The sequence below is a fragment of the Bartonella sp. TS82HLJMH genome, from assembly GCF_042193495.1.
In the GTDB taxonomy this organism is placed as follows: Bacteria; Pseudomonadota; Alphaproteobacteria; order Rhizobiales; family Rhizobiaceae; genus Bartonella; species Bartonella grahamii.
On the sequence record NZ_JBHILU010000006.1, the window covers coordinates 1 to 23169 of the forward strand.

At 37.1% G+C, this 23169-nt stretch carries 17 protein-coding genes and 2 tRNA genes; 14 read left to right on the top strand and 5 right to left on the bottom strand.

What is annotated here, in order from left to right; translation table 11 throughout:
• Together ACFIKO_RS04020 and ACFIKO_RS04025 are read left to right on the top strand one after the other, a co-directional pair.
• Window positions 1-549 (top strand): lambda exonuclease family protein (locus ACFIKO_RS04020; RefSeq protein WP_375673363.1); only part of this gene is annotated, 549 nt, incomplete at its 5' end.
• 72 nt (window positions 550-621) lie between these two features.
• On the top strand, window positions 622-825 hold the full coding sequence (locus ACFIKO_RS04025) for an AlpA family transcriptional regulator (RefSeq protein WP_015856272.1): 204 nt from the start codon (window positions 622-624) through the stop codon (window positions 823-825).
• 98 nt (window positions 826-923) lie between these two features.
• Here ACFIKO_RS04025 and ACFIKO_RS04030 read toward each other — a convergent pair.
• A tRNA-Phe gene (locus ACFIKO_RS04030) sits at window positions 924-999 on the bottom strand.
• A gap of 399 nt (window positions 1000-1398) precedes the next feature.
• On the opposite strand from ACFIKO_RS04030, the gene ACFIKO_RS04035 reads away from it, so the two are divergent.
• The 3 genes from ACFIKO_RS04035 (at window position 1399) to ACFIKO_RS04045 (ending at window position 5898) form a co-directional block, all read left to right on the top strand.
• Window positions 1399-2562 (top strand): phosphoserine transaminase, encoded by a 1164-nt coding sequence (locus ACFIKO_RS04035; RefSeq protein WP_375619680.1) that lies wholly within the window; start codon window positions 1399-1401, stop codon window positions 2560-2562.
• Between the two features lie 383 nt (window positions 2563-2945).
• Complete coding sequence (locus ACFIKO_RS04040) at window positions 2946-4235, top strand: adenylosuccinate synthase (RefSeq protein WP_375619681.1); 1290 nt, start codon at window positions 2946-2948, stop codon at window positions 4233-4235.
• Between the two features lie 241 nt (window positions 4236-4476).
• Window positions 4477-5898 carry a hypothetical protein gene (locus tag ACFIKO_RS04045; protein ID WP_375619682.1) on the top strand — a complete coding sequence of 474 codons (1422 nt, stop codon included), beginning with the start codon at window positions 4477-4479 and terminating at the stop codon, window positions 5896-5898.
• A 191-nt stretch (window positions 5899-6089) separates the two neighbouring features.
• On the opposite strand, the gene rpoH is transcribed toward ACFIKO_RS04045, so the two are convergent.
• The 3 genes from rpoH to ACFIKO_RS04060 form a co-directional block, all read right to left on the bottom strand.
• The gene (rpoH, locus tag ACFIKO_RS04050; protein ID WP_375619683.1) at window positions 6090-6974 is read right to left on the bottom strand and encodes an RNA polymerase sigma factor RpoH; all 885 of its coding nucleotides are present in this window, start codon (window positions 6972-6974) and stop codon (window positions 6090-6092) included.
• 147 nt (window positions 6975-7121) lie between these two features.
• Window positions 7122-8126 (bottom strand): RluA family pseudouridine synthase, encoded by a 1005-nt coding sequence (locus tag ACFIKO_RS04055; protein ID WP_375619684.1) that lies wholly within the window; start codon window positions 8124-8126, stop codon window positions 7122-7124.
• Window positions 8127-8155: 29 nt separating this feature from the next.
• Entirely contained in the window at window positions 8156-9586 is a 1431-nt protein-coding gene (locus ACFIKO_RS04060; RefSeq protein ID WP_375619685.1) for an aldehyde dehydrogenase family protein, read from the bottom strand.
• A gap of 468 nt (window positions 9587-10054) precedes the next feature.
• Between ACFIKO_RS04060 and ACFIKO_RS04065 the strand changes: the two genes are divergently transcribed.
• Window positions 10055-12631 carry a DNA translocase FtsK gene (locus tag ACFIKO_RS04065; RefSeq protein ID WP_375673367.1) on the top strand — a complete coding sequence of 859 codons (2577 nt, stop codon included), beginning with the start codon at window positions 10055-10057 and terminating at the stop codon, window positions 12629-12631.
• Window positions 12632-13812: 1181 nt separating this feature from the next.
• Window positions 13813-15519, top strand: coding sequence for an ATP-binding protein (locus ACFIKO_RS04070; protein WP_375619687.1), 1707 nt, complete (start codon window positions 13813-13815; stop codon window positions 15517-15519).
• An 18-nt stretch (window positions 15520-15537) separates the two neighbouring features.
• Here the strand turns inward: ACFIKO_RS04070 and mscL are convergent, their stop codons facing one another.
• Entirely contained in the window at window positions 15538-15945 is a 408-nt protein-coding gene (gene mscL, locus ACFIKO_RS04075) for a large conductance mechanosensitive channel protein MscL (protein ID WP_026500234.1), read from the bottom strand.
• A gap of 1278 nt (window positions 15946-17223) precedes the next feature.
• Between mscL and ACFIKO_RS04080 the strand changes: the two genes are divergently transcribed.
• The 7 genes from ACFIKO_RS04080 (at window position 17224) to ACFIKO_RS04110 (ending at window position 23091) form a co-directional block, all read left to right on the top strand.
• Window positions 17224-18306, top strand: a complete 1083-nt coding sequence (locus ACFIKO_RS04080; RefSeq protein WP_375673370.1) for a quinone-dependent dihydroorotate dehydrogenase — start codon at window positions 17224-17226, stop codon at window positions 18304-18306.
• 140 nt (window positions 18307-18446) lie between these two features.
• Window positions 18447-18523, top strand: a tRNA-His gene (locus ACFIKO_RS04085).
• 546 nt (window positions 18524-19069) lie between these two features.
• Window positions 19070-19384, top strand: a complete 315-nt coding sequence (locus tag ACFIKO_RS04090) for a hypothetical protein (protein WP_375655942.1) — start codon at window positions 19070-19072, stop codon at window positions 19382-19384.
• 49 nt (window positions 19385-19433) lie between these two features.
• Window positions 19434-20372, top strand: coding sequence for a hypothetical protein (locus tag ACFIKO_RS04095; RefSeq protein ID WP_375673372.1), 939 nt, complete (start codon window positions 19434-19436; stop codon window positions 20370-20372).
• 490 nt (window positions 20373-20862) lie between these two features.
• Entirely contained in the window at window positions 20863-21498 is a 636-nt protein-coding gene (locus ACFIKO_RS04100) for a hypothetical protein (RefSeq protein ID WP_375619691.1), read from the top strand.
• Between the two features lie 258 nt (window positions 21499-21756).
• Complete coding sequence (locus ACFIKO_RS04105; protein WP_375673375.1) at window positions 21757-22032, top strand: hypothetical protein; 276 nt, start codon at window positions 21757-21759, stop codon at window positions 22030-22032.
• 144 nt (window positions 22033-22176) lie between these two features.
• Window positions 22177-23091: a hypothetical protein gene (locus ACFIKO_RS04110; protein ID WP_375619694.1), complete on the top strand. Its 915-nt coding sequence runs from the start codon at window positions 22177-22179 to the stop codon at window positions 23089-23091.
• Window positions 23092-23169: the final 78 nt, after the last annotated feature.

Genomic DNA, 23169 nt, shown 5'->3' on the forward strand with positions numbered 1-23169 from the left:
AGTAAGACAGCAAAAGGTTTTCCTACAAGCAAATATGAAGACTACAAAATGAAACTCATGACAGAACGCTTAACAGGAGAAATAAGCCAATCTTATACAACACCTGCTATGCAATGGGGCATTGAACATGAAGAGGATGCCTTAAGAGAATATGAATTCATTTATGACGCAGAAGTCACAAGATGCGGTTTTATCCAACACCCAAAAATGAAAATGGCGGGGGCAAGTCCTGATGGGTTGATTGGAGAGGACGGTTTAATCGAAGTCAAATGTCCACAATCAACAACCCATCTTCGTTTTTTTATGTATGACGAAATCAAGCCTGAATATATCGCACAAATGCAATTCCAAATGGCATGCACTGGACGAAAGTGGTGTCATTTCATGAGCTATAATCCAAACTTTGTAGGCAAATCTACTGGTTTGAGAATGAAAATCAAACGCGTCAATCGTGATGAGAAACACATTGAAGAAATTAATAAAGCGGTCGAAATCTTTTTAGGGGAAATAGAACAAGAGATGCAAAAGATTTTGACAAAAGCTGCTTAAACCTATGGGGGTGCTCTCTCCTCCCAGCACCCCCACCCATTTAATTAATATAAAAAAGAGAAAGGTAATGAGATGATATTTGATGATGGAGATAGATATGTAACGACACGTGAGTGTGCACAGCTTTTTAGTGTATCCACAACAACGATTCGCAATTGGGTGCTTCAGGGGGTGTTTCCGGAGCCATATAAGCTAGGGAGAGCAGTGAGATGGAGAAAAAAAGAGATCTTAGCCTTCACTCCAAAGAAAAATAAGGAGCAAATAAGAACAAATTAGGTAAAATTATATAAACTGTAGAAGGTGGTCTAAAAGGTGGTCTGAAAATGGCTATTTAAAGAAAAATCTATATATTTCAATATGCTAAACACAAAAAGTGGTGCCCAGACGCGGATTCGAACCACGGACACGCGGATTTTCAGTCCGCTGCTCTACCAACTGAGCTATCTGGGCATGCTTCATAAAAAATATAAAGCGCTTGCGGTTATAACATTAAAATTTTCTCTGTCCAGTCATCAAAAGAAAAATAATTGATTTTTTAATAAGTTTATTTCCCTATTCTAGAGAGTTATCAATGAATCTTTATCATAAAATAAATTTGATAGGCATATTGGACGCGTTAGTGTATTGTTAGTAGAATGCTGTATTATCGTGGTAATGATACAAAAAAATTAAAAGAATCAATCGAGAAAGATGATTAAGAAAGATTTTTTTATAAAGTTTCCGTGAATTTTAATCATACGAAATAATAGAAAATATTTTTGACTTTTTTCTAAAAAGATTATTGATTAGTCTTTATAATAATTTGTTTTTCTTTATAAAGAAAGAAAAACATCTAAAAGGGGAGAAATAATGATAATGTTACAAAAACCAAGCAGTCGTCCCAATAATACTAATTTTTCTTCAGGCCCTTGTAGCAAACGGCCTGGTTGGACTCTTGATGTTCTTAAAAATGCATTAGTTGGGCGTTCGCATAGATCTAGAGAAGCAGAATTAAAACTTGCTGAAGTTATTAATTTAACCCGTGAGATTCTTGAGGTTCCTTCTGATCATCGTATAGGAATTATGCCAGGCTCAGATACCGGTGCTGTTGAGGCTGCTCTATGGTCTCTATTAGGTGAGCGTGGCATTGATATGGCGGCGTGGGAAAGTTTTGGATTTGGGTGGAATAAAGATGTTGTCGAGCAATTAAAGCTTTCTGATGTGCGTCGTTTTGAAGCTCCTTATGGTGAAATACCAGATTTAACACAACTTGACTTTGATCGTGATGTTGTTTTTACATGGAATGGGACAACTTCTGGTGTGCGTATTCCTAATGCAGATTTCATTCCCCATAAGCGGGCTGGATTGACCATTTGTGATGCAACATCTGCAGCTTTTGCGCAATATCTTGATTTTTCAAAATTAGATGTTGTTACTTTTTCATGGCAGAAAGTTTTGGGAGGTGAGGCTGCGCATGGTATGGTGATTTTAAGTCCTCGTGCTGTTGAGAGGCTTGAGAGTCATGTTCCAGCTTGGCCTATGCCTCAACTTTTCTATATGACAAAAAATGGAAAATTGAACGAAGATATTTTTAAAGGAAAGATAATCAATACACCTTCTATGCTTTGTGTTGAGGATTTTCTTGATGGGTTGAAGTGGGCAAAATCTCTAGGAGGCGCAGCGGCATTAAGAGCACGGGTGGAGAAAAACTTTTCTGTACTTGATGCTTTTGTTCGCAAAACACCATGGTTAGAATATTTGGCAAAAGATCCTGAAGTACGTTCTAACACCGCTGTTTGTTTAGATATTGTGGATCCAGTGGTTACTGCTTTGGATACGGAAAAGCGAGTATCTTTCATAAAAGCGGTTGTGAAACGCCTTGATGAGGAAGGGGCTGCTTATGATATCGGTTCGTATCGCGATGCTCCTCCGGGGCTTCGAATTTGGGCGGGTATAACAATTGAGGCTTCCGATCTTGAAATTTTAACACAATGGCTTGAGTGGGCGTTCCAAGTTGAAAAAGCACAGCTTTAAATAATTACGGGTGATTTTCACAACGTGTTTTAAATAGAAAAAGGATACGAGAGATTATGATGATCTTTTGTATCCTTGTATTAGACAAACAGCCTCTAAATATTACATGAATTGTAAAAGATTAAGAGGAGGAATGAGTGCTCTTTCAGGGGTTGGATACGCACAAATTAAAATCTCTAATTTTTTTACTTTTTGTAGCAAAAATGACAGATTTAAAATATTTTGGTATTTGCTTATCTTTATTATCATAAATTTGAAAATTTAATCACTTGAAGATTGAGAAAAATCTGAAATGAGGAGTCGCACTTGCTCTAAGGTTTCGTTATAAAGAAGTGTTTGTTTTTGAATGCTGGTTTTTTTGACTAAACACGACGGAGAAAGTTATGGCCAATGTAGTTGTTGTCGGTACACAATGGGGTGATGAAGGCAAAGGCAAAATTGTAGATTGGTTATCTGAGCGAGCAGATATCGTGGTGAGATATCAGGGGGGGCATAACGCGGGCCACACATTGGTTATTGATGGAGTTAGTTATAAATTATCACTTTTACCATCGGGTTTAGTTCGTGGGAAGTTATCAATTATTGGGAATGGTGTTGTAGTTGATCCCCATCATTTTGTAGCAGAGTTAAAAAAGCTACGTGATCAGGGCGTGAAAATAACACCGGAAATTTTACGTATTGCTGAAAATGCTCCTTTGATTCTTTCTTTGCATCGTGATCTTGATGCAATTCGAGAAAGCGGTTTATCTGGTTTAAAGATTGGTACAACAAAGCGTGGTATTGGACCGGCTTATGAAGATAAAGTGGGACGTCGTGCTATCCGAGTGATGGATTTGGCAGAAAAAGATACACTTATGGCTAAGATTGAGCGGCTTTTGAGGCATCATAATGCTTTGCGTCGTGGGATGGGTGTTGCAGAGATTGATTCTCAAGCGCTTTATGATGAATTGATGCAAGTTGCGGATAAAGTTTTGCCCTTTATGGATTGTACGTGGCGTCTTTTAGATGAAGGTTATCAAGGAGGGAAACACATTCTTTTTGAAGGTGCGCAAGGTGCTTTACTCGATAATGATTTTGGAACTTATCCTTATGTAACATCATCGAATACAGTTGCTGGGCAGGCATGTACAGGTTCAGGGATGGGGCCTAGTGCAATTCATTATGTTTTGGGTATTGCAAAAGCGTATACCACACGTGTTGGAGAAGGGCCTTTTCCTACAGAGCAGATAAATGATATTGGTGAATTTCTGGGAGTGCGTGGACATGAATTTGGTGTTGTAACGGGTCGAAAGCGTCGATGTGGTTGGTTTGATGCTGTCTTAGTCCGTCAGATGGTAGTAGTTTGCGGTGTTCAAGGTATAGCATTGACAAAACTTGATGTTTTGGATGGTTTGGATGAAATAAAAGTTTGTATTGGTTACGAGCTTGATGGTAGAAGGATTGATTATTTACCTTCTTCTATGGGAGCCCAAGCCCGTGTGAAGCCTATTTATAAAACATTAGAAGGTTGGAAGGAAAAAACAGCCCATGCATTGAGGTGGGAAGATTTACCAATACAGGCTGTTAAATATATACGCTATATTGAAGAACTGATTAATACAAAAGTGGCTTTATTATCTACGAGTCCAGAACGCGAAGATACTATTCTTATTACAGATCCTTTTGCAAATTGATTATTATTTTTAGGTTTCCATATAGATCTTTTGTTCATTTCTATATCTTTTAACAAAAAGAGTTTTTAAGAATGCGTGAAAGAAAGGTGTAAAATGACATTGTTTATTTTTTATATTCATTTTACACTATGACGATAGTTGTACCAATATAAATGATAATAAATTTATGAGCCTAAAATAAAGCTGTTTTAGCCTAAGTGCTAGAGTTTCTTTGCTTAGTTTAAGAGAGATTATAGAGGAAATGGTAGATTTCGTTGGAATCTTAAAAAAGGCAATTAATGCACAAAATAATGTTACACCACAAGTGCGTAAGCGGATTTATAAACGGGCTATTGAAACACTAGAATATCAATTTGTAACAGCAAAAATGCCACAAGCAATAGCAGATGAACAAAGAAAGATTCTTCATAGTGCTATTGCAACTGTTGAAGAAGAATATTTAGCAGTTGAAAAAAAGTTGCTTTCTTCAGTTATTGGGTGGAATCCCACAAATATAAATGAAGATAAGAAATATACAAAAAAAACTATATTACCAAAGAATAATGAATTTTCAGTGGTAGACATAAAAAGAAAGCAGGATTTTGTTACACATCCAAAGGATAGCAAGTTATTTGATGAGCCTTGGGTATCAGATATACCAGATGCAGAGCCTGTTAATATGGAGGCTGATCTACCTTCTCAGCATGTTAATAGCTGTGCGTTAAAGATTTCTTCATCGCAAGAAGATAATCCTCATATTGTTTCGCATATTTTTTCTCAGGCTTTACGTCGTGCTAATAAATCATTGGTGCAAAGGCGTATTGTGGTAAGTGCTGTTTCTGTTGTTAGTTTTGCTGTTTTAACTGTTGGTATTTTTTTTATTGGTGGGCGTGTATTTGTATCAAATGATCATCAGGTGTTAGGAGAAAATCTTCAAGTTTCTCACGAAGTACCAAAGGCACTTTCGGTTAAGAGAAAGTTAACACAACGTTTATTAGAGGATGGGAGTGAAATTGATGTCGGTTTAAAACAAGCGACAGATTCTTCGGATGAAGAAGGAATCTCAACCGTTGTTTCCAGCAATTTGCAATCGCTTGATAAATTAGGTGAAGCTGTTTTTTATCAAGCACGCACAAATTATGATGCAGAAAAGATAGCAACCGGAAGCGTTCGCTGGACGCTTATAAAGGAGCCTTATGTGAAGGGGGATTCAGAAGAAACAGCCATACAAGGTGATATAACAATTCCCGATGAAGGGCTATCATTACGGTTAATTTTACGTCGCAATACCGATCGGTCATTCCCTGCTGCATATATTATGGATCTTATTTTTATTCTTTCTGATAAATTCTCAGGTAAAGCTATAAGCAGTGTTCAAGCATTAACCTTTAAAGCAAGTGAACAATCTATTGGGCAGCCTTTAGTAAGAACTATTTCTACAAAAATTAACGATGATTTTTTTCTTGTTGTATTGAGTGGTAATCATCCATTTCTTGATCGAAATTTGCAATTGATGCGAGAATTAGATTGGATGCGTTTAGTATTAACGGATAAAAACGGACGTATAAATGAATTAACTTTTGCAAAAGGACCAACAGGTGAGTCCATTTTCAATAAAGTTATTGGACAATGGCTTGCACAACAAGATAAGTTAACAGTTCTTGATCAGAAAAATAAAACATAGATGCAAATAAAATAAAAGGTTATTTCTCGATATCGATTTTTATTAGTTATATCAAACACGCTCAATAAAACTGTATACCATAACTCAAAGGATTCTACAGACTGGTTTACAAGAACAAAGCCAATATATGCTTTTCTTATTTCTACTTTAAAAATGCGCAAACAATTGGCTTCATACCTAATTCTAGAGTTTTATACTTGACTTTGAGATAAAGCAGAATCTCTGATAGAATTTTGCACTTTTTCAAATGCACGCATTTCAATTTGTCTTACTCGTTCTCGACTAATGTTAAATTCACCAGAGAGTTCTTCTAGAGTTAATGGTATATCGTTTAAACGACGTGCTTTGAATATACGTCTTTCCCGTTCATTGAGATTGTCCATGGCATTTATAAGCATGGAACGACGATTCTCCAATTCACTTTTTTCAATTAAAATTTGCTCTTGATCGTTAGATTCATCCACTAACCAATCTTGTAACTCGCTGTTTTCCCCTTCTTTTGTACGAAGGGGTGCGTTGAGTGAAGTGTCGCCACCAAGTCGGCGGTTCATTGATATAACTTCATCTTCTGAGACATTCAACTGAGTTGCAATTTCTTTTACTTGTTCTGCATTGAGATCACCGCTATCAAGTGCTTGAAGTTTACTTTTTAATTTACGAAGGTTAAAAAACAAGCGCTTTTGATTAGCTGTTGTCCCCATCTTCACCAAACTCCAAGACCGTAATACATATTCTTGGATTGATGCTTTAATCCACCATATTGCATAGGTTGCAAGACGAAAACCACGTTCTGGCTCAAAGCGCTTAACAGCTTGCATGAGTCCAACATTGCCTTCTGAAATGACTTCCCCAATGGGGAGTCCATAGCCACGATATCCCATAGCGATTTTAGCTACAAGACGCAAATGACTGGTTACCAGCCTATGCGCCGCTTTTAAATCATTATGCTCACGGTAACGTTGAGCTAACATATACTCTTCTTTCGGATCAAGCATTGGAAAACGACGCACTTCTTCCAAATAACGGTTTAATCCGCCATCGCCTGTGGTTACTGATAACAAATTCATATGGGCCATAATAGCACCCTCCTTTTGTCTGAATTCCCTGATAAGGCAAATTCTATGCTTCAGATAGTAATACCTGTGTACATTCACTTTAGCATATTTTTCAAGTTTGTTCAAAAAAAGATATTTTATTGTGAAATCTTGAGAAGGAGAAAAGTTTCAATTCATTTTTTTTAAATGCTTAATAAGTTTAGCCATATCTTGAGGTAGTGGCGCGGAAAACGACATAACTTTACCGGTAGAAGGGTGTTCAAAAGTGAGACTTGCGGCATGGAGTGCCTGTCGGTTGAATCGATCGATTGCATTTCTAATAGTGGGGTTGAATGCGTTTGATTTTGTTTTAAAAGCGTTTCCATAAACTGTATCGCCTATGAGTGGATGCCCAATATGAGCCATATGAACACGGATTTGATGGGTGCGTCCAGTTTCCAAGCGACATTCCAGAAGGCTAGCAAAAGATGTTGAGTCTGCATGAGAGCCATATTTTTCTAGCAAAGAAAAATGTGTAACAGCATGACGAGCATAAGGGTTTTGGTTATGGATAACAGCTTGCTTTGTTCGGTTATGGGGCGAACGGCCAAGTGATGCATCAATTGTCCAAACATTGCGGTGAGGTGTCCCCCAAATCAAGGCATGATAGCGTCGGTCTAATGCACAGGTACGTCCATGATCAGAAAATTGAGCACTGAGACTTTTATGAGCCAGATCATTTTTTGCAACCACCATAACACCACTTGTATTTTTATCGAGACGATGGACAATGCCAGGGCGTTTAACACCACCTATACCAGATAAACTATTACCGCAGTGATAAATAAGGGCATTAACCAACGTACCGGTCCAATTTCCATTGCCAGGATGAACAACAAGACCTGCTGGTTTGTTAATAACAATGATATGATCATCTTCAAAAAGGATGTCCAATGCAATAGCTTCAGCACTAGGTTCTGCATCACGAAGGTCAGGCATTGCCAATTCAATTATTTGCTGAGGTTTTAATTTTGTTTTTGGTTCCTTTATGAATTGACCATCAATTTTAAGATAGCCTTCACGGATGAGGGTTTGCAAACGCGAACGTGAGAACACATTATGATATTGTTTTGCTAGCCACTGATCAAGACGTTGCCCAAGAGCACCTTCATCCGTTATTTTTTGTATTACCATACGATTTCTATTAAGTTTTTAATAAGATTTTACCAGTACGAAATTGCTTTACTATCGAGAAATTCTTTAATTCCCCAAAGTCCCCCTTCACGGGCGCGTCCAGACAATTTTACACCTCCAAAATAGCTTCCACTGGGTAATCCATATCCGTTAACTTCTACCATACCAGAGCGTATTTGTGCCGCAATACGACGACATTTGTTGCGATCTTGTGATTGTATATAGTTTGTAAGACCATACTCAGTGTCATTCGTTAAAGCGACAGCTTCTTCTTCTGTATTAAAAGCAAGAATCGAGAGAACTGGACCAAAGATTTCTTCTTTGAAAATACGCATATGAGGTTTTACATCAGCAAAGACTGTTGGACGGACATAATAACCGCGTTCGATTCCTCTTGGTAAACCAGTTCCGCCTGCAACAAGAGTTGCACCATCATCAATTCCCGATTGGATAAGATCTTGAATTTTGTCATACTGTTTTTTTGAAACGACGGGACCAATATGATTTCCTTCTTGGCAATTTGGTCCTACTTTTGTTGTTTCTGCAATATCTTTGGCTATTTTTATGGCTTTGTCATAGATGCTCTGTTCCACCAGCATACGAGTCGGTGCATTACAGCTTTGTCCACTATTATAAAAGCAATGTCGCACACCACGTTGAATAGCATCTGAGTCGGCATCAGCAAAGATAATATTCGCTCCTTTTCCTCCAAGTTCCAGACAGACTCTTTTTAAAGTAGCGCTAGCATTTTTAGAAATATCTTTTCCTGCTCTAGTTGAACCAGTAAAGCTAATCATTTCTAGATCTGGATGTGCTGAGAGGTAAGAGCCGACAGTTGCACCATCACCATTGATTAAATTAAAAACACCGGCAGGGAGCCCGGCTTCATCTAAAAATTCAGCAAAAAGCATAGCAGAAAGAGGCGCAATTTCAGAGGGCTTTAATACCATGGTACAGCCAGCCAAGAGAGCAGGGATAACTTTAAGAGTTACTTGATTCATGGGCCAATTCCATGGCGTAATTAATCCTACGACGCCGATAGGGTCGTAGTGAAGAATTGCTTGCTCATTTCCCTTTATTAAAGTTTCTTGGAACGAAAACTCTTTATAAGCTTCGATAAAATTGCGAATGTGGGAACTGCCAGTTGCGGTTTGCGCATTAAGTGCCATATCAATCGGTGCTCCCATTTCCATTGAAATGGTTTTTGCCATGTCGTTAGAACGTTTTTCATAGATATTTAGAATTTTTTCAACGAACCCAAGACGCTCACTTGGTGACGTTGTTTTCCATTTTTGAAACGCTTCTTTAGCTGCGTTAATTGCTTTATCGGCATCTTCTGTACTTCCAAGGCTAATGACAGCACAAGCCTCTTCTGTTGATGGATTAATGACGTCAAAATCGTGAGGAGTGCTTGGGTCATCCCATAGACCATTGATATAAAATTTCCGTTTACTACACATAATTCACTCCCTTTTTTCTATTTGTGTTTATTTAATTATGATTATCTTAGTCTAAGCCGTTTTAAACGGGGATAACAAGGGTAATCTTATAAAAACGCAAGAAATTAGATTGTATCATGATAATTGAGCATGGAGAATTCAATAGAGCAATGCTTATATACCTATTTGTATTATTAGGACTAATTGCTTTTATGAAATGGGAGAGAAAGAGAGCTATAGACAATTTTCCTGAAGCTTTTTATCATGAAGTTTTCTGCAAAACAAATGAAATACGAGCTCTATGACATCATAAACGAGACAATTTATATCGTAAATATGCAGAAGGGAGATTATGAACATGCATTATGGCATTATTTTTTTCATTAAAAAGTAACCATCAGCAAAAGGTTATTAACCTTCGTATGATAGTTTCTACGAATTCTTTTTGAAAAGGTTATTTTTCTCATTGCTATAAATTTGTTGGGTGCCATGCATAATTCGAAAACAAAATCTATTTCTACGCCTTCTTTTTCTGATGATGGTACGAAAGGTGCATCAAGAGAAGATTTATCTGTTAAGATTACAGAGATATTTCCTTATCCGGAAGTATGGAAAAAGGCATTTACCCTCGGAAAAAATGTCCGTTTCACGCGAACCCCAGAAGTTGAGATTTTGCGTCGTCGTATAGAAACAGATCCAGTTTTTGCAAAACAGTTTAAAATTTTTACGAAGCAAGATCAAAAAAAAATTACAGATACAGATATTGTACGTTGTAACAAGAAAACAACAAGCGTTTCATCGACAAAAAAAGTCATTAATCCTCAATCAATAGAAAATAAAACGTCGGTTTGTCATTCAACAGTTTTGAAGCAGTTGTCACGACAAGTTACTTGTATACCATCAGAAAATATCCCCCTTGAGGAGGGTAAACAAGAGCATAAATTACAAGTAGAAAATGTGCTACAAAAAATGAATCCTGCTTGGCATCTTTCCGATGATGCATTTTTTGAATGCGTATCTTTGATATTTGAACATATGGATACTCAAACTTCAAAAGAGGATCAAACATCGATTGACACGACAAATGAAATTACATCCGATATCCCTTCTGTTTTTGATGAGTCAATAACTGCTCTTTACCGTGTTCTCGAATACCGCTTTCCGCAACTCTATGATTCCATTACATCGGAATCTCCAGCGGAAAGGATGCGAGGCGTTGAGCAAATTTCTGATTTAATGCATACAAATAATGATATTACTAAAGAATGTCATTCTAAGCTTTCTGTTGAAGATTCCGCTCATACGTTAAGTAATGCAAGGGTGTTAAACGATACTGAGGCACTAAGCGACGCTGAGTCTAGTATAGAGACGAAAAAAACCAATAATATTGTCGATTGCATAACAGAGAATGTCACACCAAATTTAAAAGATTTGTCTGTGATGCAAGCAAACGGTAAAACGAAAATATTGCAATCTGCCCGCGTGCCATTAAGCAATTATGATTCTGCTTTTATGCAAAATATTCAATCTATTGACAGTGATGCTTATGAGTTTCCTCCGATCAATTTATTACAGGAACCTGTTTTTCATGAAGGTACGATGATTCCTCAGGAAACATTGGAACGCGGTGCTGGGTTTTTGGAAAGTGTTTTGGAAGATTTTGGCATTAAGGGTGAAGTTATCCATGTACATCCAGGGCCAGTGGTTACAATGTATGAATTTGAGCCTGCTGCGGGTGTAAAGTCATCGCGCGTTATTAATCTTTCTGATGATATTGCGCGTTCTATGTCTGCTATTTCTACACGCGTTGCTGTCATTCCTGGACGGAATGTTATTGGGATTGAGTTACCCAATGCGGTTCGTGAAACCGTTTATTTACGGGAATTAATTCAAACACGTTCTTTTCGTGAAAGTGAATTTAAACTTGCTCTTGCTTTGGGGAAAGGGATTAGTGGTGAGCCGGTCATTGTAGAATTAGCAAAAATGCCTCATTTATTGGTTGCAGGAACAACAGGATCAGGCAAGTCTGTAGCAATTAATACAATGATTTTGTCGATTCTTTATCGTATGACACCAAAACAGTGTCGTTTGATCATGGTTGATCCTAAAATGCTAGAGCTCTCTGTTTATGATGGCATTCCACATCTTTTAACACCTGTTGTAACAGATCCTAAAAAAGCAGTAACAGCTTTAAAATGGGCGGTTCGTGAAATGGAAGAGCGTTATCGCAAAATGGCTAAGTTAGGTGTACGTAATATTGATGGTTTTAATGCACGTGTTGCACTTGCGGCTCAAAAAGGTGAAACGATCATGTGTACTGTACAGTCGGGTTTTGATAAGGAAACAGGGAAAATGCTTTATCATGAAGAAGCCATGGATCTGACGCAGCTTCCTTATATTGTTGTGATTGTTGATGAGATGGCTGATCTCATGATGGTGGCAGGGAAAGAAATAGAGAATGCCATTCAGCGCTTAGCACAAATGGCGCGTGCGGCTGGTATTCATCTTATTATGGCAACACAGCGCCCTTCTGTTGATGTTATCACAGGGACAATTAAAGCGAACTTTCCTACCCGCGTTTCTTTTCAAGTGACATCAAAAATTGACAGTCGTACGATCCTAGGTGAACAAGGTGCTGAAACGCTTTTAGGTCAAGGAGATATGCTTCATATGGCAGGTGGGGGGCGTATTGTACGCGTTCATGGACCTTTTGTCTCTGATGAAGAAGTTGAATCCATTGTTGCACATCTTAAACTGCAAGGAAAACCTGATTATTTAGCAACCGTCACGGATAACGAAGATGATAACAAAGAGGATTCTTCTTCCGATTCAACGGTTGAAGTTTCTGAGGAAGAAAATTTTGATGAAGAGGGAGAGGAGCTTTATAATCAAGCTGTAAAGATTGTTATGCGTGATAAAAAATGTTCAACATCTTATATTCAGCGCCGACTTTCAATCGGCTATAATAAAGCAGCTTCTCTTGTTGAGCGGATGGAAGAAAAAGGCATTGTTGGAGCCGCTAATCATGTGGGAAAACGTGAAATTTTACTTAATGCAGGGAAATAAAAAAGCACATTAAAATGTGCTATTTTTAAAATGTTTGACAGTCATTACTTAAATAGCGAATGCTTGGTTTATTTTTCAAAACAGATGTGATCATGTATTTATTATTTATAATAATATTAAAAAATTGAATGGAGAGTAATAAAGCAAAAGCGATCTTTTGACTGCTGATACTAAAAGGGGAGATATTTTTAACATTTCTAGATGATCTGGAATGTAAAGAAATTAAACAAATCTTTGTATGAGAACAGATGATTTTTGTTCTCTTTTCTGATTGCAGAAAAGTTCTTTGGTTAAATAATGCAGTGGTATATTTTTTTGTTTTCTCTTCCTATAGCGGTTCTGATGAAAGAAAGGTCTTTTGGGGATTATGGAGAGCATCATAAGAAGAGTATCCAATATGCAAGTTTTGTTGCATTGGGTGCTTTAAAGCACTATGCTAAATTTGTTATTATTTGATATTATTGGTACAAGAAAGGTGTTCTTACGAGAAACTTTATTTGAAAAAGAAATTTTAATTTCTATTTTTATAATGCAATTTATTGATTTATAATAATAATTTATCATTATAAGTATTGAATGAAAGTTTCAAATATCGTAAGATTTTTTCATTTCAAATTTGTTTCTGTTGAAACAAATAAAACGATTTTCTTGTGCATCATAATAATGTAGGGGTAAAAAAGTTAAAAAAAATAAAAATGCCGCTTATGAACGCCTTCAAATGCCAAGAACTATTGGTGACATTAGGGGTTAAAATTAGTATAATGATGGTCCTAACAAGCTCTTTTATAAGCATAAAAATGTCATGTACAATGCCTTGCTATCTGTTATGGGGGTCTTTACATTATACTATTTACGGATGCCGTTGTAAAATAAGCTTGAGGAGCTTGGGGGATATCTTTTAAAAACAGGCACATGAATGCGTAAAATAAGTGTATTCTTTTTGAGTACTATTTATGCGAGGGAGATGTTACCATTATTGTAACAAGATTTATTACAATAATGGGTGAATAAGCAATAGGAGTTGGAGGATTCTTTTTATTCTTGTTTTGTTGATGAAACAGTCAAAATTTTGCTCCAGACAATTGATATGAGATATCAATTTATTTTAACCAGAATAGATAATTGTAAACAAATTAGCATTATTCATTTGAGAGTAAACCCAACACTTTTTAGTTTTAATTATGCCATTAAAAGCAGATGAATTGAAGTTAAATACAAATGAATTAAAATGTCAGCAAGAAGCTTTTCGTTTTATACCAGAGCTTTTGCCGCGGCCTTTTACGTGGGAAATCGATCATAATGGTTTATTTTGTGAAGTCTCAAAAGAACTAGCTGAAGTTGTTGGTCCTCTCTCTTCCTCTATTTTAGGATGTAGCTTTCATGAGCTTGCTCATCAATTTAATGATGATCGATATCTGGTTCTCAGTCATTTTATTGAAGCTGCTATGCCTTGGAGTAAAGAGATTGTTCAATGGCCTGTTGATGGTTGCTTACAATGGCTTGATGTTGAGTTGTCGGCTTTGCCAATTTTTGATGTTAAAAAACAGCTTAAGGGGTTTCGTGGCTTTGGTGTTTTAAAAATACGAAAAAAAGTCCAAGAAAAAAGAGATGAAAAGCTGGAAACAGAAATGCCATGTCTTACGGAGATAGAACGCTCAGCTTTTCATGAAATTGCAGAGAAATTACGTGATGAATTGAATTCATCGGTAAAAGAAAAAAAATTAGTTGAAGAAACAGCTATTCAGTTACCATATACACGAACATTGCCGGTAAATGCTATAGAACAAGCTCTCGTAAAAGAGCCCGCTGCAGTTTTATCATTGTTGGATACAGCAACAGATGGTGTTTTATGGTTGGATGAAGAGGGCTTTATTCAATCAGCAAGTAGGGCAGCCTTAGCATTAATGGGTTATGAAATAAATGAACTACGAGGACAGCCACTCTCTTCATTATTTACTTTGCAAAGCCGATTTTTCGTTGAAAAATATTTTAAATCAATCCGTGTGGAGGGGAAAAATCAGGTTTTAAATCGCAGAGAAACAGCTGATTTAATGACGAAAAATCATAAAAATATAACCGTTTTGATAACGATTGTATTTTTGGCACAGCAAGGCAATTATGCTGTTATGTTGCGTGATAGGACACAAACAGTTCCATTAGGAGAAAAAAAAGCAGAAGAGGATAAAATTGTTGGTGTTGTTCATGAAATACGAACACCTTTGAATGCTCTTATTGGTTTTGCAGAAATTATGAGAGAAGGCCGTTTTGGTTCGATAGAAAATGAGCGCTATCGTGGATATTTACGCGATATTATTTCCTCTGGAAAACATATATTATTGCTGATTAATCAATTACTAGAGTGCTCGAAGATAAATTATTCTGGTTCCAATAACCAGATTGATTCTTCCATTATTTCTGAAACATTTGATGTGATATCTTGTTTACGTGCGACGATAGCTTTTCTTGAAACTCAAGCCAATCAGAACGGCATTATCATGCGCATTGTTGCTCCACCTCATGTTCCATTTATTCCTGTATCACAACAAGTGTTTCGCCAGATTATATGGAATCTTCTTTCCAATGCTATTCGTTTTACACCTTTGGGTGGACAGATTATTGTTCACGTTTCTTATAGAAAAGAACGTGTAAAAATTTCAGTGAGTGATAATGGTATAGGGATGAACGAAGAAGAGATTGTACAGGCACTGAAACCTTATGGTCAAGTAGAGCGCAAAGATGGCCGATCTGGTGATAGCGCTTTTATAGGAACAGGTTTAGGACTCCCAATGTGTAAAGCAATGGTGGAAGAAAGAGGAGGACAATTTTTATTGTTCTCAAAACCCAATCATGGAACAACTGTGGAAATGTTTTTTCCTCGTGTTCCATGATGTAAATCTTGCATAAAATTATTTTTTCTTAGCCAAAAGATCTCTAATTTCTGTTAAAAGTTGTTCTTCTGAAGACGTTTTTTTTGGGCTTTCTTCTTCTTTTCTACGGATTTTATTCATAGCTTTAACGAATAAAAAAAGAACCCAAGCAATAATGAGAAAATTGATAAGTAAAGTAATAAAGTGTCCATAGCTAATGGTTGCTCCAGCTGCTTTGGCGGCACTCAATGTTGCTTGTTTTTCGCCAGCAAGTTGAATAAACATATTAGAAAAATCAATTCCACCTGTAATCAGTCCAATGATTGGCATAAAAATATCATTGACAATTGAGTTGACCAAGCTACCAAAAGCACCCCCTATAATCACACCGATAGCAAGATCAATCATATTACCTTTTAGGGCAAATTCTTTAAATTCTTTCAGCATTGCGTTTTCCCCTTTATGTAAGCGATATACGGTAATTTACTTACCGCTTTTGATGAAAAAGGAAAGGGCAGATTTTATTTTTAGGGTTATATTACAATATTAATATTATTTTCAAAGAACTTTATAAGGTTCAATAAAGAGCATTAGGGCTCTATTTGAATGTACATAGAACATTTCCTAGAAAAAAGCTTTTTTGATAAAAACTATATCTGCTTTTTTCAACAGAAAGTAGAAAACTGTAGCTTAATTTATATAATTGCCTCAAGATTTTTATGATAACATTAAAAAGAAAGATTTTTACATAATACCACAAAATGAGCAGTAATGAAGTACATATATTGGTAAAATAAAAAATATATTTCAGCATTGATGGAAGAAATAGATAGATGAGGCAGGAGAAAACTTATAATTTAATTCCTCTTAATTTAGTAAGCGATAATGGCAATTAGGAGGGCATTATGGCTTATCTAAAAGCTATTTTTACTGGGGTGCATGAGCTAAAATGGCGATAATTCTGATGGAAGAAACACATTTCATCTACTGGAAGATTGTATTAGTTTATAAATAGCAGAGCTCTAGGGTTTGCAAGATCATTTTGGTTTGGAAATCGTTGGTATGATAGGTGGGAGTTCAATGATCAACTGTCATTACTTAAACTATATGTTAGACAGAGCACTTATAGATGCTAAATTGTATTTAGTGCATCAGAAATGGCAAAAAAAACAATGCAGTTTCTTCAAAATTTTATCAATAGAGTACAAATGATTGAATACCCTGTTGCTAATAAATAGCGCAACAATAGTATGAATTTAGATAATTTTATGAACCATGTATTCTATAAATGCTAGGAAAAAATAGCTTTATAGAGCAAGCTCTGTTTCTATTGGAAACAATATTACACAAAGGAACTTTGGGAACAGGGATAATTTGCGTGCATTTTCGTGCATTTTTAAGAGAATTATGGGCTTTCCTGCATGAGATGTCACAAAACCATGGTTATGGTGAAGAGCCATTGATGTTTCAATTCATGCTGCATTTTATAAGATTAGAATTCACATTTTAATCTTTAAAAAATGTCGAAAAAGAGAAACGTTTTTTAAGAATAAAAATTTTTTACACAGTATACATCAAATAAACATGTATGGCTATTGTGTAATGAATTTTCTTCTAGAAGGGGAATATTATTTGGATAATATGCTCTCTTTGATTGGTGATCTTTTGTGTTAAAAGATATAGGTGAGGTGCGATGGATTATTTTTATGTTGTGGAGAAGGATTGATGAGTTTGTTTCGTTGTATTGGCCGTTCTGCCTTATTTATGTTGGATCCCGAGCAAGCACACAGTTTAGCGATTCTCGGGCTGAAAAGTGGATTAAATGGCTGTCAAAAGGTTATCGATAAACGTTTGTGTGTAACTGTTGCTGGGCTTGAGTTTGAAAATTTTATTGGTCTCGCAGCGGGGTTTGATAAAAATGCAGAGGTTGTGGATGGTATTTTTCGTTTAGGATTTGGTTTTACTGAAATTGGGACAGTGACACCAAAGCCTCAGATTGGAAATCCTAAACCACGGCTTTTTCGTTTAAAAGAAGATGAAGCGATTATTAATAGAATGGGCTTTAATAATGACGGACATCAAGTTGTTTACAACAGATTGCGCGCGTGTAAAAAAACTGGTGTTGTAGGAGTTAACATTGGAGCTAATAAGGATACGGTCGATAAGATTGATGATTATACTGTTGGTATTGCTCATTTTTATGATGTTGCTGATTATTTTACGGTTAATATTTCTTCTCCTAATACACCAGGTTTACGTGATTTACAGTCCCGTGACAGTTTGCATCTTTTGTTGAGTGCAGTTTCGAAAGCGCGAAATGAGCAAGAGAAAAAGCATGGATTTTCCATTCCCATTTTTTTAAAAATTGCTCCAGATTTATCAGAGAAAGAATTGGATGATATTGCAGAAGAAATAAAACTTTCTGATTTTGATGGACTGATTGTTTCCAATACAACTCTTTCACGCCAAGGTCTTAGCAATAGTCACCTCAGTAATGAAGAGGGGGGGCTTTCTGGACGTCCACTTTTTGAGCGTTCTACTATTGTGCTTGCAAAAATGCGTCAAAAATTAGGGAAGGAGATTGCAATTATTGGTGTTGGCGGTGTAAAGGACGCACAAACCGCTTTGGAAAAAGTAAAAGCTGGTGCAGATTTAATTCAATTATATAGTGGGATGGTTTATGAAGGTCCACATCTTGCTATAACTATTCTGCAAGAGATTTTGCAGATGATGCAACAAGACGGTGTTGATAGCATAAAAGACTATCGTGATCATAGTCTTGAACATTGGGCAAAATTTCCTTTGTAAAAAAACGCTTTTTTCTTCACAAAAAATTGCGAGATTTTTTTAAAGGGGCTTGCAAACTTTGTTGATTTTCCTTATGTCACATAAGCATAAGAATAAATGTTTACGAAATCGTGAACAGTTATGATACATTTTCTTTTTATGCGGTTGTAGCTCAGTTGGTTAGAGCGCTGGTTTGTGGCACCAGAGGTCGTAGGTTCAAATCCCACCAACCGTACCATTTATCTTGTTACAACTTTTCTAATTCTTATTTTTGGCGTTTTGTGAGGCGGTTAAAAGCCGTGCTTGGCGGGCTTTTTTGCGTGTGAGCCGTCACGGAGCAGAGACCTTGCGCGGATGATTTTCCTCAAATTTTGCCCAAAACGGAATGATACGATCAATAATCGCTTGAAATATAAACGGGTTAACTAAATCTATAATTCTGATTGCAATTGCAACAATAAATATCTCTATCAGTATATTTATATACTTTTAGTATATTTTGTAAACTAAGAGAATCTTATTCGACTTTCATTATTATTGCTCATAATATAAACCATTAAGTTTAAACACATAAAATAAGTAAGCAATAAATTTACTAAAATATGCCATATTTTTGACACAATTCCCTTGATTTTGTCAACTATATATTATAAATGCGAACTTGCATGAAAATGCATTCATATCTCCAGGGGTGTTTCGGTGGTTAATTATGGGTAAGCCATTTTGGCGCGGGGACATAAGTAACCTTTGGGGATTTATTTATACACTAAATTGGAGAAAATAAATGGGAAGTTCAAGTCGTTCGCACGATTATTGCAGTGCCGATAATTTTAGTAGCAAATATAACTCTGGTACTGCGTTTGGTAGCAAGCATGGTGGTAAGGTTGGCTTTCTGGGTGGTCTTGCCTTAGGAGCAGGGGTTGGGCGTAATCCTTATGCTGCCATGACCTCAGCAAGCTTTGGGCAAATTGTAGGCAATGAATTCGGAGGCACCATAGGTGGTTATCTTGGTTATGGTGTGGCTGCTGCCCAGTGTGGCACACAGTTTTTGGGTCAATCTTTTGCTAATTCAGGTGGTGGGATGTTGATGCACTTTTGATGTAGTTCTTTGGGTTATCCTAAAGCCTAGAATGGTGGTACTGTAAAAGGTGCCGCCTTTATGTTTGGAATATTACACAGGAGGAGCTATGGGCGCGTTTGGTTTAGTGCTCGCTTATTTTTGTCTGTGGTTTGGCATGTATCTATTCTTCAAAACTATTGCTATTAATGGAAAAAGCATGTTATACAAAGGGAGCATGGTTGCATTCATAGTGGCGGCATTGGTTGTTCCTCCCATCATATATATCTTTGAGTATATAGACGATGTGTCGATAACATCTTCTCATGTTGCTATAATTATGTTCTTTCTTTCTTTTTGCATTGAATTTATACCCAATATAGTAAACAATATAAAATGCTTTAGTTTGGCCATTATCGCAAGTTGCCCCATTTTTTTCATCGCAGCTGGTTTTATTGTTGTGAGTGATGACCTTCTGTTAGATTTTTTTGATCTGCAGCTTTCGAGCTATATTTATCTGCTTTTCATTATTCCGTTGATGATAGGGGGGGCTCGCTATGTCCTAATTGCTAAAGCTTTGAAGGAAAAATCTATGTCAGTGCTAGATTTAAGCATTTGCATTGGCTGTGGGTTTGCCATAGGCGTCTTTTTTGTGTCATCACTGCTTTTATCAGACCTTCGAGAAATCTATCAACAGATAGGTTTTGCAAACAGGGAGGCAGTGAAAAAAATGTTTGATTATGCGGTGTTTGGTTTTGCTATTCTAACGGGCCAAGTTTTTTTGACATTTTTGATGGTTCTCTTTGTTACTACAAAGAAATATTATTGGTTGGTCCTTGATGTTCTTGCAGAGCTGTTTTTTAGCCTCTTTGTTTCTTATTATGTAGCGTTTGTTCATACAGATGATGACTATAGAATGGTTAGAAATTGGATTTGTTTGATGTTTGTTGTTTATGTGTACGCGCGTTACATTAAATCAAAGAATGTGAAGCTTAGCGTGATTAACCCGTTTAAAAAGAAAACTGAGTGAGAAGACAGGAGGCTATAGTTCTTTGGGTTATCCTAAAGCCTAGAGCAGCCAACCCAGGAGGGGCAGTTTCTGGAGCAATAGTAGGCGGGGTCCCGTGGCGCAGCCGCGGGTATTGCTAAAGCTGGTTGGGATTGTGCTCGCTCTAAGTGGTGAAATTGTTGTTTGACCTGGCTTTTTTAACAAGGTAAAGGCCTTGCTAAGGGGTACACTATCAGCCTCTTAGCAGGGAGTTTTTCTCCCGCAATAATATCTTGGTATGCTTGGGAGGGCAAGGCGCTTTAAGGAAATTATATGTCTGACTTAATTTTTGGAATGCTGCTTAGTTTTGGGATAAGTTCCAGCCCTCGTCTCCTTAAAAACAATGGCTTGTTGGGCGAGCGCGTCATTTTGGGGGGGGCTAGCTGGCCTTTCCTGCGCTATCATCTTCGCTTATCCACATAGTGAAAGTGGGCTTACAGACTTATCTTTGCTTTTGGTATGTTATCTTGGCATGCTTTTAATTCTGTACGAGCACTACTTATATAAATATTTAGTTCTTGGATTCTGTGGTGCAGTTGCTGCCTTGTGTATTGGGGCAGGTTTTGTATATTTGAGCTCTTTGTTGCCATTGCCTGCTTTGTCTGCTGCTAATAATAGCCAGCAGCAGGTGGTGCATTACATGAGTTTGGTTGCTGCAAACTATCCCTTTTTTATCCTTTTGATATCAGTTTTAACTGCGGAGCTTTTGCGTTTGTGGTTGCTTCGCGTATATAAGCCAGAATTAGCTGCGCGTGAGGTCCTTTATTTCGGGCTGGGCTGGGGTGTTCTAGACTTATGCTATAAGACCCTCCCAGCTCTTTTTCTTTACTTGAATTACCGTGTTGATAGGGCGCCACAAATGGTGGGCTATGTCGCATTTGAATCTTGTCCACAAGCGATCAGCTATCTTATTGCCGCGGGCATGATTGTATTGATGCATGTTGTAAATACGCGTTTTATGTATCTTGGTTTCCAAGATAAGCGCAAGGTCTATTCCTATCTGCCTTTTGTAATTCATTTTGCGGTTGGTCTTTTGTTTATGTTTGACATTTCTTCAGGCTATGCAATATTAATAAATTCTATTTTTGAGGCTTGCAATAATGCTTGACAAATTGACATTATCTGTTATCGGCGCCGTTTTTTGTCTGGTGCTGATTATTTTCCCTTTGATGAAGAAAAAAACATTGGTTGAACATTTGGTTTTCTTGCTCGTTGTTTTGTGTCTTGTTTTTCTTTATGTTTATGGCGCTACGAGTTATTTTCCTTATTATGTTTTGGCGCTTTCGCTTATATTGGGGTACCGCTGGTTACTCTCTTTGGTTAAAACGTTTAAAGGCACGAAGGCGATTATTGGGGCAAGCGCTGGTTGTTATGTGCTTTTGATTTTTTTTCTATACGGCTTTATGCGTATGATAGGCAGTTTGATTTTTCTGCTTATAGTACGCCTAATATTGTTTTTGCTGTTGGTCTATTCCCTATAGGCATGGCGATTATGCAGTTTTTTTTGCTCTCTCATTGGGTGGCAGAAGATAATGGCAATGGTGTAGAGGCAGCACTGGGCGTGGGAATGGCGTTTTTTTGTTCTTATCCTGCTTTTACAATGCTTGGCGGCTTGGGCGCGCTTTTCATGGCGGGCCGCTGAGCCAGAACTTCTTGCAATTGGGCATTATACAATCGCTACTATTCTTATGTTTGCTCTTATGCGGCAAATTTATGATTTTGTGCAAGACAGATTATCCATGAAGAAAAATAGCAGTTACGCTTTAGTAAATGAGGGGGCATAATAATGTTGGTTTTATTTATTACTTCGCTTCTCGCAGGCCTTATTTATGGCGCTGTCATTTATAATTTTTTTCGCTCTACATTTAGTTGGATAAATGTGCTGTTGAGCGGCATAGTTTTTGAGGTGATTGTTCTGTTAGTATGGCGTTACTCGGAAACAGAACATAAACTTGATGCCTTACGTTTACTGCAAGTGCTTGGCGTTGTTTTTCTTCTATGTGTGTTTCATCATTTTCTGAAGTTCAAATTGGTTGTCGCTGGTGCTGTGGGATGGTTTGTTGCTAGCTGCATTGCTGGCGGGTTTATTGCTTTTTGGGAGCAATCTGTAATAAAAACGCTTTATATGATGAGTATTGTTGAAACCAAGAGTCGTGCAGAGCAGGGGCTGGCGCTTGTTTTTTTATTTTTAACATTTTCAGTTTTTTTTGTTGTAGCAGAAGAAGCTATGCGTCGTTGGTTAGTTACTAAGTTTTATCGGTGCTCGCCTAGTTTGTTGTGGCGTTTGCCGCTGAATATTGGCATAGGCTGGGGTTTATGCGAATTAGTTTATAAGGCGCTAGGGCCTTTCCTTGTTTATAATGGTTGGCTTATTCGATCTAGCTTATTAGCCAGTGAATATGTAATTTTTTATTCCTGGACGCAAGCGAGTATTTTTTTGTGTGCTTTAATGAGCGTCATACTCATGCATATTTTCAATACATGCTTGGCGTATCGTGGTGTTGTTACGCGCTCTAAATTTTATGCGTGTGCGCCTTTTTTTGTCCACGCTATTGCTAACTGTTTCGGTGCAACAGTGCTGGTTACAGAGAAGGTTTGGTTTAATGTTGGGGGCAGCTTGTTTATTCTACTTTGTGTGATGTTGTTCGTATATTTTGAAAGCAAAAATCCTTTAATACAAAACATAAAATTGCGCGCTTAAAGTGTTGTAGAGTGATGAATAACTTTGCGTACTCTAAGTATGGCTAGAGAGCCTGATACGCGCTTTCTGTTCTGCAAA

Excerpts from the sequence above, each read along its gene's own strand:
- ACFIKO_RS04065 (WP_375673367.1), top strand. The coding sequence starts at position 10,055 with ATGCATAATTCGAAAACAAAATCTATTTCTACGCCTTCTTTTTCTGAT.
- ACFIKO_RS04080 (WP_375673370.1), top strand. The coding sequence starts at position 17,224 with ATGAGTTTGTTTCGTTGTATTGGCCGTTCTGCCTTATTTATGTTGGAT.
- rpoH (WP_375619683.1), bottom strand. The coding sequence starts at position 6,974 with ATGGCCCATATGAATTTGTTATCAGTAACCACAGGCGATGGCGGATTA.
- ACFIKO_RS04090 (WP_375655942.1), top strand. The coding sequence starts at position 19,070 with ATGGGAAGTTCAAGTCGTTCGCACGATTATTGCAGTGCCGATAATTTT.
- ACFIKO_RS04100 (WP_375619691.1), top strand. The coding sequence starts at position 20,863 with ATGCTTTTAATTCTGTACGAGCACTACTTATATAAATATTTAGTTCTT.
- ACFIKO_RS04055 (WP_375619684.1), bottom strand. The coding sequence starts at position 8,126 with ATGGTAATACAAAAAATAACGGATGAAGGTGCTCTTGGGCAACGTCTT.
- ACFIKO_RS04040 (WP_375619681.1), top strand. The coding sequence starts at position 2,946 with ATGGCCAATGTAGTTGTTGTCGGTACACAATGGGGTGATGAAGGCAAA.
- ACFIKO_RS04035 (WP_375619680.1), top strand. The coding sequence starts at position 1,399 with ATGATAATGTTACAAAAACCAAGCAGTCGTCCCAATAATACTAATTTT.
- ACFIKO_RS04060 (WP_375619685.1), bottom strand. The coding sequence starts at position 9,586 with ATGTGTAGTAAACGGAAATTTTATATCAATGGTCTATGGGATGACCCA.
- ACFIKO_RS04110 (WP_375619694.1), top strand. The coding sequence starts at position 22,177 with ATGTTGGTTTTATTTATTACTTCGCTTCTCGCAGGCCTTATTTATGGC.
- ACFIKO_RS04070 (WP_375619687.1), top strand. The coding sequence starts at position 13,813 with ATGCCATTAAAAGCAGATGAATTGAAGTTAAATACAAATGAATTAAAA.
- ACFIKO_RS04045 (WP_375619682.1), top strand. The coding sequence starts at position 4,477 with ATGGTAGATTTCGTTGGAATCTTAAAAAAGGCAATTAATGCACAAAAT.
- mscL (WP_026500234.1), bottom strand. The coding sequence starts at position 15,945 with ATGCTGAAAGAATTTAAAGAATTTGCCCTAAAAGGTAATATGATTGAT.
- ACFIKO_RS04025 (WP_015856272.1), top strand. The coding sequence starts at position 622 with ATGATATTTGATGATGGAGATAGATATGTAACGACACGTGAGTGTGCA.